The organism is Bradyrhizobium forestalis, assembly GCF_002795245.1.
GTDB lineage: Bacteria > Pseudomonadota > Alphaproteobacteria > Rhizobiales > Xanthobacteraceae > Bradyrhizobium > Bradyrhizobium forestalis.
Genome location: NZ_PGVG01000016.1, coordinates 25559 through 38385, shown reverse-complemented (window position 1 = coordinate 38385; position 12827 = coordinate 25559). Strand labels below are relative to the sequence as shown.

The 12827-nt window shown below is 57.8% G+C and carries 18 protein-coding genes and 1 pseudogene; 18 read left to right on the top strand and 1 reads right to left on the bottom strand.

Annotation, left to right across the window (positions count from 1 at the left end; translation table 11 throughout):
• Position 1 precedes the first annotated feature (1 nt).
• From nifN to CVM73_RS19905, 6 genes are all read left to right on the top strand, one after another.
• Positions 2-1411 (top strand): nitrogenase iron-molybdenum cofactor biosynthesis protein NifN, encoded by a 1410-nt coding sequence (gene nifN / locus CVM73_RS19930; protein ID WP_100233577.1) that lies wholly within the window; start codon positions 2-4, stop codon positions 1409-1411.
• Positions 1408-1803 (top strand): nitrogen fixation protein NifX, encoded by a 396-nt coding sequence (gene nifX / locus CVM73_RS19925; protein WP_100233576.1) that lies wholly within the window; start codon positions 1408-1410, stop codon positions 1801-1803. The genes nifN and nifX overlap by 4 nt, the downstream gene beginning before the upstream one ends.
• A gap of 6 nt (positions 1804-1809) precedes the next feature.
• Positions 1810-2286, top strand: coding sequence for a NifX-associated nitrogen fixation protein (locus CVM73_RS19920; protein WP_100233575.1), 477 nt, complete (start codon positions 1810-1812; stop codon positions 2284-2286).
• A complete protein-coding gene (locus tag CVM73_RS19915; RefSeq protein WP_092218307.1) occupies positions 2283-2483 on the top strand; it encodes a CCE_0567 family metalloprotein in 201 nt (66 codons plus the stop codon). Before CVM73_RS19920 ends, CVM73_RS19915 begins: the two co-directional genes overlap by 4 nt.
• 11 nt (positions 2484-2494) lie before the next feature.
• Entirely contained in the window at positions 2495-2794 is a 300-nt protein-coding gene (fdxB, locus tag CVM73_RS19910; protein WP_100233574.1) for a ferredoxin III, nif-specific, read from the top strand.
• Positions 2795-3505: 711 nt separating this feature from the next.
• On the top strand, positions 3506-3901 hold the full coding sequence (locus CVM73_RS19905) for a Rieske (2Fe-2S) protein (protein WP_100233573.1): 396 nt from the start codon (positions 3506-3508) through the stop codon (positions 3899-3901).
• Between the two features lie 9 nt (positions 3902-3910).
• On the opposite strand, the gene CVM73_RS19900 is transcribed toward CVM73_RS19905, so the two are convergent.
• Positions 3911-4501 (bottom strand): hypothetical protein, encoded by a 591-nt coding sequence (locus tag CVM73_RS19900; protein WP_100233572.1) that lies wholly within the window; start codon positions 4499-4501, stop codon positions 3911-3913.
• A gap of 272 nt (positions 4502-4773) precedes the next feature.
• Between CVM73_RS19900 and CVM73_RS19895 the strand changes: the two genes are divergently transcribed.
• The 12 genes and pseudogenes from CVM73_RS19895 (at position 4774) to CVM73_RS19840 (ending at position 12601) form a co-directional block, all read left to right on the top strand.
• Positions 4774-5094 (top strand): HesB/IscA family protein, encoded by a 321-nt coding sequence (locus tag CVM73_RS19895; protein ID WP_100233571.1) that lies wholly within the window; start codon positions 4774-4776, stop codon positions 5092-5094.
• Complete coding sequence (locus CVM73_RS19890; protein ID WP_245452377.1) at positions 5073-5426, top strand: NifU family protein; 354 nt, start codon at positions 5073-5075, stop codon at positions 5424-5426. Before CVM73_RS19895 ends, CVM73_RS19890 begins: the two co-directional genes overlap by 22 nt.
• Positions 5423-6595 (top strand): cysteine desulfurase NifS, encoded by a 1173-nt coding sequence (nifS, locus tag CVM73_RS19885; RefSeq protein WP_100233570.1) that lies wholly within the window; start codon positions 5423-5425, stop codon positions 6593-6595. Before CVM73_RS19890 ends, nifS begins: the two co-directional genes overlap by 4 nt.
• A gap of 4 nt (positions 6596-6599) precedes the next feature.
• Positions 6600-6824 carry a putative nitrogen fixation protein NifT gene (gene nifT, locus CVM73_RS19880; protein ID WP_100233569.1) on the top strand — a complete coding sequence of 75 codons (225 nt, stop codon included), beginning with the start codon at positions 6600-6602 and terminating at the stop codon, positions 6822-6824.
• 15 nt (positions 6825-6839) lie between these two features.
• A pseudogene (locus CVM73_RS19875) lies at positions 6840-7681 on the top strand (SIR2 family protein).
• 401 nt (positions 7682-8082) lie between these two features.
• Positions 8083-9582, top strand: coding sequence for a nitrogenase cofactor biosynthesis protein NifB (gene nifB, locus CVM73_RS19870; protein ID WP_100233661.1), 1500 nt, complete (start codon positions 8083-8085; stop codon positions 9580-9582).
• 11 nt (positions 9583-9593) lie between these two features.
• Positions 9594-9818 carry a 4Fe-4S binding protein gene (locus CVM73_RS19865; RefSeq protein ID WP_100233567.1) on the top strand — a complete coding sequence of 75 codons (225 nt, stop codon included), beginning with the start codon at positions 9594-9596 and terminating at the stop codon, positions 9816-9818.
• A gap of 357 nt (positions 9819-10175) precedes the next feature.
• A complete protein-coding gene (locus CVM73_RS19860; RefSeq protein ID WP_100233566.1) occupies positions 10176-10490 on the top strand; it encodes a nitrogen fixation protein NifZ in 315 nt (104 codons plus the stop codon).
• Positions 10487-10726 (top strand): nitrogen fixation protein NifZ, encoded by a 240-nt coding sequence (locus CVM73_RS19855; protein WP_100233565.1) that lies wholly within the window; start codon positions 10487-10489, stop codon positions 10724-10726. The genes CVM73_RS19860 and CVM73_RS19855 overlap by 4 nt, the downstream gene beginning before the upstream one ends.
• Before the next feature lie 15 nt (positions 10727-10741).
• Positions 10742-11101: a DUF3024 domain-containing protein gene (locus CVM73_RS19850; RefSeq protein WP_100233660.1), complete on the top strand. Its 360-nt coding sequence runs from the start codon at positions 10742-10744 to the stop codon at positions 11099-11101.
• A 34-nt stretch (positions 11102-11135) separates the two neighbouring features.
• Complete coding sequence (locus CVM73_RS19845; protein ID WP_100233564.1) at positions 11136-11405, top strand: DUF6129 family protein; 270 nt, start codon at positions 11136-11138, stop codon at positions 11403-11405.
• Between the two features lie 41 nt (positions 11406-11446).
• The gene (locus tag CVM73_RS19840; RefSeq protein WP_100233659.1) at positions 11447-12601 is read left to right on the top strand and encodes a DegT/DnrJ/EryC1/StrS family aminotransferase; all 1155 of its coding nucleotides are present in this window, start codon (positions 11447-11449) and stop codon (positions 12599-12601) included.
• Positions 12602-12827: the final 226 nt, after the last annotated feature.

Here is a 12827-nt window from a genome sequence, read left to right as displayed (position 1 = left end):
CATGGCCATCGTCACGGCGCCGACGAAAGCCTGCGCTGTCAACCCGCTGAAGATGAGTCAGCCGATCGGCGGCGCATTCGCCTTCATGGGGCTGCGCGGGGCGATGCCGCTTCTGCACGGTTCCCAGGGATGCACATCCTTCGGGCTCACGCTTTTCGTCCGGCATTTCAAAGAGGCAGTACCGCTGCAGACCACCGCGATGAGCGAGGTCGCGACCGTACTCGGCGGTTATGAGAATCTCGAGCAGGCGATACTGAACATCTACAACCGTACCAAGCCAAAAATCATCGGAATCTGCTCGACCGGTGTCACCGAGACCAACGGCGACGATGTGGATGCCTACCTCAAGCTAATCCGTTGCAAGCATCCCCAACTCGCAAAGTTGCCACTGGTGTATGTCTCGACGCCTGATTTCAAGGGCGCGTTCCAGGACGGCTGGGGGAAGGCTGTGGCACGCATTGTAGAGGTGCTGGTGGAAGGGCCCGGCGCCAATGGACTGCCTGACCCATTGAAAGTGAATGTTCTGCCGGGATGTCACCTCACGCCCGGCGATATTGATGAACTCCGTGTCATACTGGAAGATTTCGGGTTGTGCCCGTCCTTCCTCCCTGACGTAGCAGGATCGCTCGATGGACATATCCCCGATGAGTTTACGCCAACGACCATCGGCGGCATCGGCGTCGACGAAATTGAGAGCATGGGCCGCGCCGGATGGACGATTGCAATCGGGGCGCAGATGCAGCGTGCGGCAGAGGTCATGCAGGTCAAGACCGGCGTGCCTTTTCGTATCTTCGAGCGGCTGTGTGGTCTCTGTCCAAACGACGAATTCATGACGTTCTTGAGCGAGATCAGCGGCCGCCCCATACCCTTGAAATATCGGCGGCAGCGCGGTCAGCTCGCCGATGCAATGCTGGACGCGCACTTCCATATTGGCGGTCGCAAAGTTGCTATCGGCGCTGAGCCAGACCTTCTGTTCGATGTGTCCGGTATGCTGCACGACATGGGCGCGCAGGTGACAGCGGCCGTGACGACCACTCAGTCGGAGGTGATCGAGCGGATCAAGGCCAAGGAGGTACTCATTGGCGATCTCGAGGATCTGGAAGGGCTTGCCAAAACACACAATTGCGACCTGCTGATCACGCATTCGCATGGCAGACAAGCGGCGGCTCGGCTGAAATTGCCGTTCTATCGCACGGGTTTTCCGATGTTCGATCGACTTGGGGCGGGACACCAACTATCCGTGGGCTATCGTGGTACCCGCAATCTGATCTTTGAAATCGCCAACCTCGTGATCGCGCACCGCGAGGAAAACGATCAGCCTACACCCGATAGATGGCGGACTGCGGCCGGTCTGCCACGATGCTCGGGGTATCGCAGCTCCACCGGCGCGGCTGGGAGGTCGGTTGCATGAAGGTCGCGTTTGCCACTCAGGACATGAGTCGGGTCGATGCCCATTTTGGTTGGGCAAAGAATATCGCAATCTACGACGTCGCGCCTGGCGGGCACGTGTTTCTCAAAGCGATTGAGTTTGAGGGCGACCTTAAGGAAGACGGCAACGACGATAAGTTGGCGCCAAAGATCGAGGCGATCAAGGATTGCGCGATTCTTTACGTCGCCGCCATCGGCGGTGCCGGGGCTGCGCGCGTGGTGGCCAACAAGATTCATCCTATCAAGGTGAACAAACCAGAAAGCATTCTGGTGTTGCTCGAAAAGCTCGAGCGCGTATTGAACGGCACGCCACCCCCCTGGCTACGCAAGGCCATGGCAAAGGACCGACCGCGTACGTTCAAGTTCGACGAATGAGGTGATATGACCGCTAAAATAGAGCAGCAGGGCAGCGCCGTCGACGCGCCATTCCTCAAGGAGTTGATCAAGATTTGGCGTGCTCAGGATACCAACGGAGCCTGGGAGGCAAAGAGTGATCTTGACCTGCTCGAACCCTATATCTTGGACAAGCAGAAAAGGCGCGCATTGCCGATTATCGGTGATCCCGATCCCGATACACTGTGGCGGCTTAAGCTGTTCTTCGATGCGGTCGCGCTCTCGATCGAGAGGGAGACCGGCGGGATGATCCAGCCGATTCTGGATCTGCATCATGAAGGCTTCGGCCGCATGGTGCTTATCTCAGGCCGGCTGATCGCCGTGAACAAGCAGCTGCGCGATGTGCATCGCTTTGGATTTGATAGTTTCGTAAAGCTCGCGCAGGAGGGCGACAAATATGTCAGCGACGGAATCGACCTAATTCGGAAATTTCCGCAGGTGGCGAACTATTGGGGATACTCATGAGCGATCGTGAAACACTAAAGGCCGAACTAAGGAAAGTATCCGCCAAGGCAATACAGGCGAAGATGGATCTGCACGACCTTTCCGAAGAATTACCCATCAACTGGACTTCGATCATGTTGGTGGCGCAGAAGGCGTACGATGCCTATGCCGAACTTGAGCGCAAGGGCCTCGACTTGAAGGCGCTTGAAAAGACTTAAAGGGGCAATGCATGTCGTTTCAAACACGAGACGGACGCGACTGGACGCCACAATACCTGATCTCGATCGATCCAAAGAAGTGCATCGGCTGTGGCCGCTGTTTCAAGGTGTGCGGTCGAGATGTCATGACGTTGAAAGGAAGCAGCCAGGAGGGCGAACTTGTCGAGCTCGATGACGACGAGGACGATGAGATCGAAAAGAAGATTATGTTTCTGAATGATCAAGGCGCCTGCATTGGCTGCGGTGCATGCGCCAGGGTTTGCCCGGCCAACTGCCAGACTCACACTTCAGCCGTACCTGAAGCGGCGTGAGCGAACACACTCGTCGTGTTGCGGCAGGCGAGATATAGGTGAGGAAAGGTGGAATTTTGATCAGGTGAACTCGTGATGAGGACGGCGCGCCAGAAGGATCTCGATTAAACATCGAATAGCAAGATCGAGCGAGCATTGCCTGGTGATGGTTGTGCGCGGCTATGGTATGCCGGTACGGTAGCCGTTGCTCACAAATCACTCGTCTCCAAGGTCCGCCCTTTCGTTAGAAGGCGAGCCGCGCCTCCCGCAGCGCTAAGTAGATCGAAGTGCCTGTCATGATGGAGTCCGAAGAGCATAGTGCAAGGCAGGTAGCCACTGCGTCGGCCGATTTGGTCCGAGGGAATGCTGTGCATGTCTGCTTGCGATTAGCAGAAGCTTACTTGTCCGCCGCGCCGCCGATCGTGGACAATGATGCTGCCTAGATGGCGATTCTATTTAGAACGTGGTGTGCCGGGAACACAGTAGTTGGTCGTTTTGCGCACGCCCGGTGGCGAACGACATTTCGCTGCCCAGTACGCAGGCGTTGCAATAGAGCACGCAGACATCGGGAGCACATCGCAAATCAACACCGATCACTTCGCACGCAGGTCTCTAATTGTCGTTGCGCGGGTACCTCGTCGGGCCGGGTACCCATCTGCTGATAGGAACCTGCCAGTCATTATCATTAGTCGTCGGTCTCTTTGACGGCGTCTTGCAATGAATGGGTGATAAATGAAGCCAAATCCCATCTACGCGATCTGCAACTTTAAGGACATTCCGAGCCGCCAGGCCATGGGATTCCACCTTATGATCGTCGATGATGACGGCAATCACCAGCCGTGGTCCATCATTGTTGTGCGCTGGGGCAAAAAGGTGCTTGGCTACGCTAACAAATGCCCGCACAGCGGCGTCAATTTGGACTGGGAGCGGAACGAATTCCTCGATCCATACGGCATCCGGCTGATGTGCGGCAAGCATGGTTCGACCTTCGAACTCGGCACCGGCCGGTGCGTCGAAGGTCCATGTCTAGGCGGAGCCCTCACGCCGATCGCGTTGGCAGTTCTGGATGATGATATCTGCGTCGTTGGTGTGCATCTTGTCGAAGACGATGCATCGGCCAACAACTGAAGACCGCGCTCAGACCGGCCGGTTCTCGTTGCGGTTTTTCACGGGCTCCATCCTCTTTAGTCCGTCCTCGTACGAGATCTCCTCATAAGACAGGTCGAGATCCTTTGCGGCATCGAGGAGGTAATCAAGCTTGCCGCCCGGATCGAGCTTCTTGATTTCGTCCTTGTTGAGCCCGACCAGGTCCATCATCTCCTTCCAAACCGTGGATTCATCGCACGGTAGGACGTGGAAGCTAATGTCACCGAACCTCACTCGGTACTTCGCCAGTAAATCAATGTTGTTGCAGAAAATGAAGTAGCTGCCGGTTGGGCTCAAGGCGCCATCAAGGACGGTCGTGACGTCAGCGAGATACGCGAAGGAATGCAGGTAGCCGGCCAGCACCGGAATAGTGCATTCGCCGTCCTGCGCGATCGTCAACACCTGCTCAATCGAATAGTCGGGCGGCCGTTTTTCGTCCGCGACCTGAGTCTGGAATTTTAGCGCCACGTCGCCGCGAAAGCCGAACCGGCCCGGCTTGGTAGTCCCGCCTTTGAGTACGGCATTGAGCAAGCGGCCCTCCTTCTCAAGTCTGCCGAGTGCGGTGTTCTCGATTGCAGTCATTAAACTCTTCCTCGATCTAAGCTCTTCACCGACGGCTTGGCCGGTGCTAGATGCGATGCAAATTGCTTGCCGTTGCATGAGTAGGGGCCTTCGCCGTAGCTTAGAACGAAAACGCGTCAGTGGCTGCGCTCGCATCAAGGAGCCTTGTCGGGAACGCGACATCCGTTCCAAAGCCAACAGGCGCGATCCGAAAAAGGGAGCATCATCAAGCGTCTGCGCGCTGGCACGTGACTTGCCCTTAGCAGCGAGATCCAAGCTGATGAGGGAAAGCCGTGATTAACCTGACGGATAGCGCAGTGAATGCAATCAAGAGCGCGATTTCATCGTCGACGCACCCGACCGGCGGTCTGCGCGTCATGATCGAAGCAGGCGGCTGCAATGGATTCAAATATAAGATGGGTCTGGTCGAAGAACCGAAACCTGGCGACACCGTGATCGAGTGCGACGGGCTGAAGGTGTTCGTCGATAACAAGAGCTGTGAGCATCTGATCGGCACGACCATTGATTTCGTGATGGCAATGGAGAGTTCTGGCTTTACTTTTCACAACCCGAATGCCACCGCGAACTGCTCATGCGGAAAATCGTTCAGCTGATGAAACAAATCGTCCAGCTGCTGAGGAGAAAACATCGAAGCATACCGGCCGAACCGGGAAAACTAAGGCAATCGTCGTCCACTGCGACAAATCGAGAGCGTCGCCTTCGCGGCGCAGTCGAAGAGATCCGCCCCAATCTGCAACGCGTCGGTGGCGACTGTCACCTGATCGGGATCGATGGCAGCAGAGCCATGGTCAGGCTGACCGGTGCCTGCACGTTGTGTAAGCTTTCGAGCCTGACGCTGAAAAGCGTTCGCGCGCGGCTGGTGAGTAAACTCGGCGAATTAGTTCGCCTGATCCCCGTCGCTGCTGCAGGCGAGGTGGTGGATTGAGCGAAAATCGAGTGCCGATTTACCTCGATAACAATGCAACGACGCGGACCGACCCATCGGTCTTGCAAGCCATGTTGCCGTTCTTCACCGAGCAATTCGGCAATGCCTCGTCCACGCATGCCTTTGGCAGCGAGGTCGCAGTCGCTGTGAGGCAGGCCCGGCTGAGCTTGCGGGGCCTGCTAGGGAACGCATACGATCGTGAAATCGTTTTTACCTCGGGAGGGACCGAGGCCAATAATGCCGCGATCCTCTCTGCGCTTGCGACACAGGAAGACCGCGACGAGATCGTCACCACCTCAGTTGAGCACTCCGCTGTTCTTGCGCTAACCGAGCACTTGACGACAAGAGGAGTCAAGACACACATCGTACCCGTAGATGCGCGCGGCCGGCTCGATATTGAGGCGTTTCGCGGCGCACTCGGGCCACGCACAGCGATTGCCTCGGTTATGTGGGCCAACAACGAGACCGGAACGATGTTTCCCGTGCGGTTTCTTGCCGGGTTGACCCGTGAGGCGGGCGCGCTGTTTCACACTGATGCGGTCCAGGCCATCGGTAAGGTGCGCGTGAACCTAAAGGACAGTGCCATCGACATGCTCTCGCTATCCGGGCACAAACTGCACGGTCCCAAGGGGATCGGCGCGCTATATTTGCGCACAGGGACAAAATTCCGGCCGCTGATCTGCGGCGGATCACAGGAACGAGGGCGTCGCGGCGGGACTGAGAATATTCCCGGCATTGTCGGCCTGGGAAAGGCCGCCGAGCTTGCGGCGGAGCGGCTCGAATCGGAGCGCGTGCGCATTTGCGCGTTGCGCGACCGCCTTGAGCATGGAATTTTGCAAATTGGCGAGTGCGTTGCGCTCGGCGATCTCAGCAATCGATTAGGGAACACGGCCAATATTGCTTTCGATCGTCTCGAAGGCGAAGCCATCGTCCACCATCTCAATAGGGTGGGCATTGCCGTGTCGCTCGGATCAGCCTGCAACGCCGGCTCAATGCAGCCATCGCATGTTCTGCGTGCCATGCAGGTGCCGGCGTGGCGGATGCGTGGCGCGGTGCGCTTTTCTCTGTCGCGTGAAACCTCCGTCGCAGAGGTCGATGAGGTCGTGTGCGCAGTGTCCGACATCGTGGCTCGCCTGCGCGCCACCTCCGCCGTCGCAGTCAAGGAGTAGACTCGTGAAAATCATGATCCGCCGGTCTCCGGACGCGGGCCTGTCGATCTACGTGCCAAAAAAGGATCTCGAAGAGCCAATCGTTGAATCCGAGTACGAGACGCTATGGGGCGGCTGGATCAAAGTAGCTAATGGCTGGGTGCTCGATTTACCTGAGATGCCGAGCGGCACACGGTTACCGATCACAATCAACGCTAAAAAACGGGGCGAGAACGGGGACAATCCGTGAAGGCAACCCCCACAGATCGACTTTGTCGATGCTGCCGATGCAAAGGCGACGCTCGTGGACATCGCTGCCGGCCTGAGGGCCGCGAGCGTCATTCCCTATCTCGGTCCTGGCATCGCCGAAATTGTGCAGATCCGATATGCTGACCACGCCAGAGGCGTTGGCCAGCTTCTTCGCGAGCAAGGTTGCGCTGCCGCGGCGAGCAGGGCAATGCGTGGGCCTCGGCGCAGCATATCGAGATCAGCAAACACCGGTCCGCCGTGACGGCATTGGTGACGCAGGCCTTCGCTGAGCCAGTCGAGCCGACGCGGTTGCGCCATCATCTTGCGTCCCTATCCCTGCCCGTCATAGTCGACGCGTGGTATGATGCCGCCATGCGCGAGGCGGTGGGTAATCGCGATGGGGCGAAGTTCAGGTATCACCCGCATCGGCATTGGCGAGGATCGTGGTATCGTTTTTACGAGTCACTTGGCCAAGAGGTCGACAGTGCCGTCGCCGGCAGCTGGGTGACGGTGTTGTACCAGCCGCACGGCAGCGTGCAGCCGGCCAACAACTTCCTTATCTCCGACGCTGGCTATGTCGAGGCGTCGACCGAAATCGACATTCAGGCACCAAATTCCGGACATCGTCAAGGAAAGGCGAACCGGACAGACCTTTCTCTTCATCTGCTGTCGCTTCAACGACCAGCTCTTGCGTGGCTATGCCCGGAAGACCATCAAGCGAAGTCGGCCGACACCCACTATGCGATCGTTGATGCGGACGCGCTCTCTCGCAACGAGCTCCGCTTTCTACTCGAGCAGGGCCTTACACCGCTTGCGATTGGGCTCCCTTGCGCGGTTGAGATACTGATCACCCATTAGCGTCCTTGTGAAGCCCGAATCCCCCAGCTCGTATCGACTTATTTGCGAGAGCCGCAACGCGAAAAGACACGTTCAGATGGAGCCGGGTTAGGGCGAGCTCAGCGCGAGAATGAATGCGCAGGCCACGGCGCGCTGTGTGAGAATGACGACGTATCTGTCGCACTGACAACAAGTGCATCATTGCATGTTCTTACATGCGCCAGCGCCCATAGTTTCCGCTAACTCGTTGGCGTATGGCTGCAATTCCATCGTCGCCGCCATGGCATGCAAGTTGCTCCCCAGTTTCTTGAGGCTCGCTCACGGACGGTCCTGGGAGGCCGATGATGCCTGCAGGGAAAATGAAAATGAATGCGGTCGTCGGACGCGGAAAATATGTCAAAGCGGCAGTGGATGGCGGCAAGATGAAGCCCGCCGCGGAGTATAAGGGCTGCCGCGCTTCGGCCAACACCGGGCAGGCGAGCTGCGGATCGCAGGCGGGGCCAGGCGATCTACCGATCGAAATCTGGGAAAAGGTCAAGAACCATCCCTGCTATAGCGAAGAAGCGCATCATCATTACGCCCGCATGCATGTCGCGGTCGCGCCTGCCTGCAACATCCAGTGCAACTACTGCAACCGAAAATACGACTGCGCCAATGAATCGCGTCCGGGTGTGGTGAGCGAGAAGCTCACGCCCGAGCAGGCGTTAAGAAAAGTGCTCGCGGTCGCGACCACTATTCCGCAGATGACGGTCCTTGGCATCGCTGGTCCCGGCGACCCTCTGGCCAATCCAGCAAAGACGTTCAAGACCTTCGAGCTGGTCGCCAAGGCGGCTCCGGATATCAAGCTGTGTTTGTCAACCAACGGACTGGCTCTGCCGGATCATATTGATACCATCGCCGGGTCCAAAATTGACCACGTCACCATCACCATCAACATGGTCGATCCCGAAATCGGCGCCAAGATCTATCCGTGGATCTTCTTCAACCACAAGCGCTACACCGGCATCGACGCGGCAAGGATACTCACCGATCGCCAGCTGCAAGGCCTCGAGATGCTGAGCGAACGGGGTATCCTGTGCAAGGTCAACTCGGTGATGATTCCAAACATCAACGACGACCACTTGGTCGAGGTCAACAAGGCGGTGAAGTCGCGCGGTGCCTTCCTTCATAATATCATGCCACTGATCTCAGCGCCTGAACACGGCACGGTATTTGGCCTCAACGGTCAGCGCGGACCAACTGCGTGGGAATTGAAGGCGCTGCAAGATGCTTGTGAAGGGGAGATAAAAATGATGCGGCATTGCCGCCAGTGCCGCGCCGATGCGGTCGGTCTACTCGGGGAGGACCGCAGCGCAGAGTTCACCACCGATCAGCTCATGAAAATGGACGTCCAATATGACTTAGAGATGCGCAAGGGTTATCAGGACGGGGTAGAGGATGAGCGCGCCGCCAAAGTCGCGGCCGCCCAAAAGGAGCTTACGGAATTTGCCGGAGAGATGAGCGCGATCACTCTTCTAGTGGCCGTCGCAACCAAGGGCTCAGGGTTGATCAACGAGCACTTTGGGCATGCAAAGGAATTCCAGGTTTACGAACTTTCTACATCCGGCGCGAAATTCGTCGGCCACCGCCGCGTGGATGTTTACTGCCAAGGCGGTTATGGTGAGGAGGACAGGCTTTACGCCATCATGGGTGGCATCCATGACTGCCATGCGGTCTTCGTGTCAAAGATCGGCGGCTGCCCGAAAAGCAATCTGATCAAGGCGGGGATCGAGCCGGTCGATCAATACGCCCATGAGTTCATTGAGAAGTCGGCGATCGCCTGGTTCAAATCCTATCTGGACAAGGTGAAACGCGGGGAGATCCAGCACGAGCAGCGCGGCGACGCCGCGATCCGGCAGGGATCTCGGATCTCTGCAGCGTAAAGGGGGAATATGTGCCATTCAAGATCATCGCCTCGCAGTGTACGAGCTGCTCAGCCTGCGAACCCCTATGTCCGAACGATGCCATCTCGGAGAAGAGGGGGAGCTTTGTCATTGAAGCGGCGAAATGCACTGAATGTGTTGGCCATTTCGACGAGCCGCAATGTGTCGCCGCCTGTCCGGTCGACAATACCTGCGTGGTTGACACATCCCTGCCTCGCTACCAGGCGCCAGCCTAAAGCGTGAGGCCCATGAGTGGCATGCCAGCAGCTGGTTATGAAAGCGTCATAAGCTTCGTGCTGCGCTCTGGCGGCGGCGCAGTCGCCGACGTTCGGTCCTCCATGACGGACGAGGACTGCGCCGGATTGCCCTGCGATCGTGCTGTATCTGGTCGGCAGCACGGGCTTGGCGGGCATTTCATTCCGCGCGGTGGTCCAAAGGCGCTTCGCGATGCCGAGAGTGGCCTTCTCGGCAGCGCTGCTATCGTCGATGTGACTGACGATGCCGCGCGAGGATGAAGTGAATGCAGAATCTCGCCTGCGGGGGCCGAAGCGGCTCCGCGCACCCCTAAAGGAGCGATGCATGAGAGGCGATACATGAACAGCATCGTTCGCGACAGCGACGTCGTCGAGCTCAATCAGCCGCCTGTCTACAGCTTTGGCCAAAAAGTGCGAGCCAATCGCACCATCCGCAATGATGGCACCTATCGCGGCAAGGAGATTGGCGACGTTTTAGTCAAGAAGGGAGAGGTGGGTTACGTCGTATCGATCGGCACGTTCCTGCAGCAATTCTACATCTACGGCGTCGAGTATCTGGAAAGCGGCTACCGCGTTGGCATGAAGCGCAAGGAACTGGAGTCGGTGGACGCCTGCGAGGAGATCGATGATCTGCCATTGCCGGAGGAGTTATGACGCCAGCCGGCTTTCCGAAATATCGACGTGGCCAGCGGGTCAAGACCGCAGTCGACCTCATCAATGACCACTCATTTCCCGATAGGGAGCCCGAAGGAGTCTTGCTTGCCGCCGGAGCGACCGGTGAGATCATCAACGTCGCGATCCATACCGAAGCGAACGTGCCGATCTACATTGTCGATTTTGGTGAGCAGCTGCTCATCGGCTGCCTTGAAGAAGAAATCACAGTGCTTTGAATGGAGGCTTTCGCCATGAATGCTGCGCTGATGAGAAAGGTAAAGGCCGGGCTGGTGCCTCACCCCAACGAGCTCGATCGTAAACGGATCGAGCGCGGCTTGAGCTCGCGCAAGCGCTATCTCTACGTCTCGCCGAACGTGACGCCGGTGAGGGGCGGTTACCTCGTCGAGAGCCCCTGTTGCTCGCGCAACATCGACGAGGATGGCGCACTCATCGATGTCGCGCTGATTCATTATGATGCCGTGAGCGGGATCTGGAAGCTGTTTCGCAAGAACCACGCGCGCGGAATCTGGGAATTTTACAGCCTTTACCATCGGTTGACTTCTGCAATCGACGAATTGAATGCGGATCCGGAGCGTCTGTTTTGGCAATGATGCCCCGCCTTTCACGAGCCACAGAGGAGCCACGATGGCGCTCACCGCGGAGGAATTGATCGAAATCGAGCGGCTGCTTGCAGCCGATGGCGCCGAGAAGGGTTCGTTTGTCGAGCTGCAGCGCCGCTTTCCGCAGCTTGCTTGGGTGCGCTGTGATGCGTCGGATGTGGCGGACCAGCCGTTCCGGCAGTTTCCGCGTTTCGACCTTCATCTGATCGATGGATCGGATCACTGCGTGCAGATTACGGCCGATCCGACGCGGGCGACCGGCATAGTGTTGGCCAAAAGGAATGTTGGGCGGTGAGCACTGAACTGGCAGAGTATCGGCTTGATGGCGCGCACACTGTGGAGGAGAATGTATCATTCATTCCACTGTCCGATCCCGATATCACCTTTGCCGAGCTCTCTGCCGTGGAAACGCTGCTGTGTTCGCCGCAGATCTCCAACGGGCAGATTACTGCGGCGTTTGAGCACGCTTTCGCCGCCTATCTTGGTCGCAAATATGCTGTTGCGGTCTCGAGTGGTACCATAGGGCTCCTCCTTGCGCTGAGGGCGTTCGGCATTGGTCCCGGGCACGAGGTTATCGCCTCGCCCTACTCCTTTCGTGAGACCGCGCATGCCATCAGTCTCGCAGGCGCACGAGCGGTATTTGCAGAAATTGACTATTGGTCGGGAGCATTAGTCCCAGCGAGGGCCGAAGAGCGCATCACGGCCAATACGCGGGCGATTGTCGCCGGCAATCCCAACGGTCATCCAGCGCCATGGTCGGAGCTGCGCGCGGTCGCCCAGCGCCATCAGCTGCTGCTTTTGGAGGATTCCACCGAGGCGATCGGATCGAGCTACAAGGGTGAGCTCGTCGGCCGGTTTGGCGACATCGCGGTGTTCGACTTTGCTCAGCCGCTGGCCCTAACCTGTGGTGAAGGCGGAATGGTTGTGACCGACGATATCGACATCGCGCTCGGCTTGCGTCGGCATCGCGCCCATCGCCTGGACGAGCGCTCTTCCGTTGTTGTCGGTAGCACGGCGCCTTATCAGGCCGGCATGAGCGATCTCACGGCTACCTTGGGCCTAGCGCAGCTCAAGCGTCTCGATGAAATCCTGGAGCGGCGTCGGTTCGTCGAGCAGCTTTATAACGCGCATATGCAATCATTTGAGGGCATCAAGCCGCCTTATGTTGGCCCCGATGTGGTCGAGGTAAACTGGTTGCTTTATCTCGTTCATCTGGGGACGCGCTTCACGCGATCGGGGCGCGACGCCATTATCGATGATCTGCGCGGCGCGCAGGTTGAATCCACCGCCTATAGCCAACCGCTACACTTGCAACAACACTACTTTGACTTCGGCTATCGGCGTGGCGATTTCTTGGTTGCGGAAAGAATCGCAGATCGCGCTCTTGCCCTTCCGTTCCACACACATCTCACGAACAAGCAGATCGAGTTTATCGTGGAGACCATGAAAGATGCGTCGATAAACGTGGGAGCGGGTGCCGCGATTTACTAAGATGATCGTCATCCACGACACGGAAGAACGAGGGTTGAATGGCGGTGAGCGTGGTATTTCTCATCGCGAGAGATGAGCAACGGACCGAGGATACGTCCTTTGTGGCAGCGTTGTCGGATAGCATGGCGGGAGCGCGCCGGATGCCGCTGGAGGTATGCACTTGTCTTAGAGCAGCAAGAGAAATGCTCCAAGCGAGCGCGAAAAGCCCTTCTCGATAGCAGAGAAG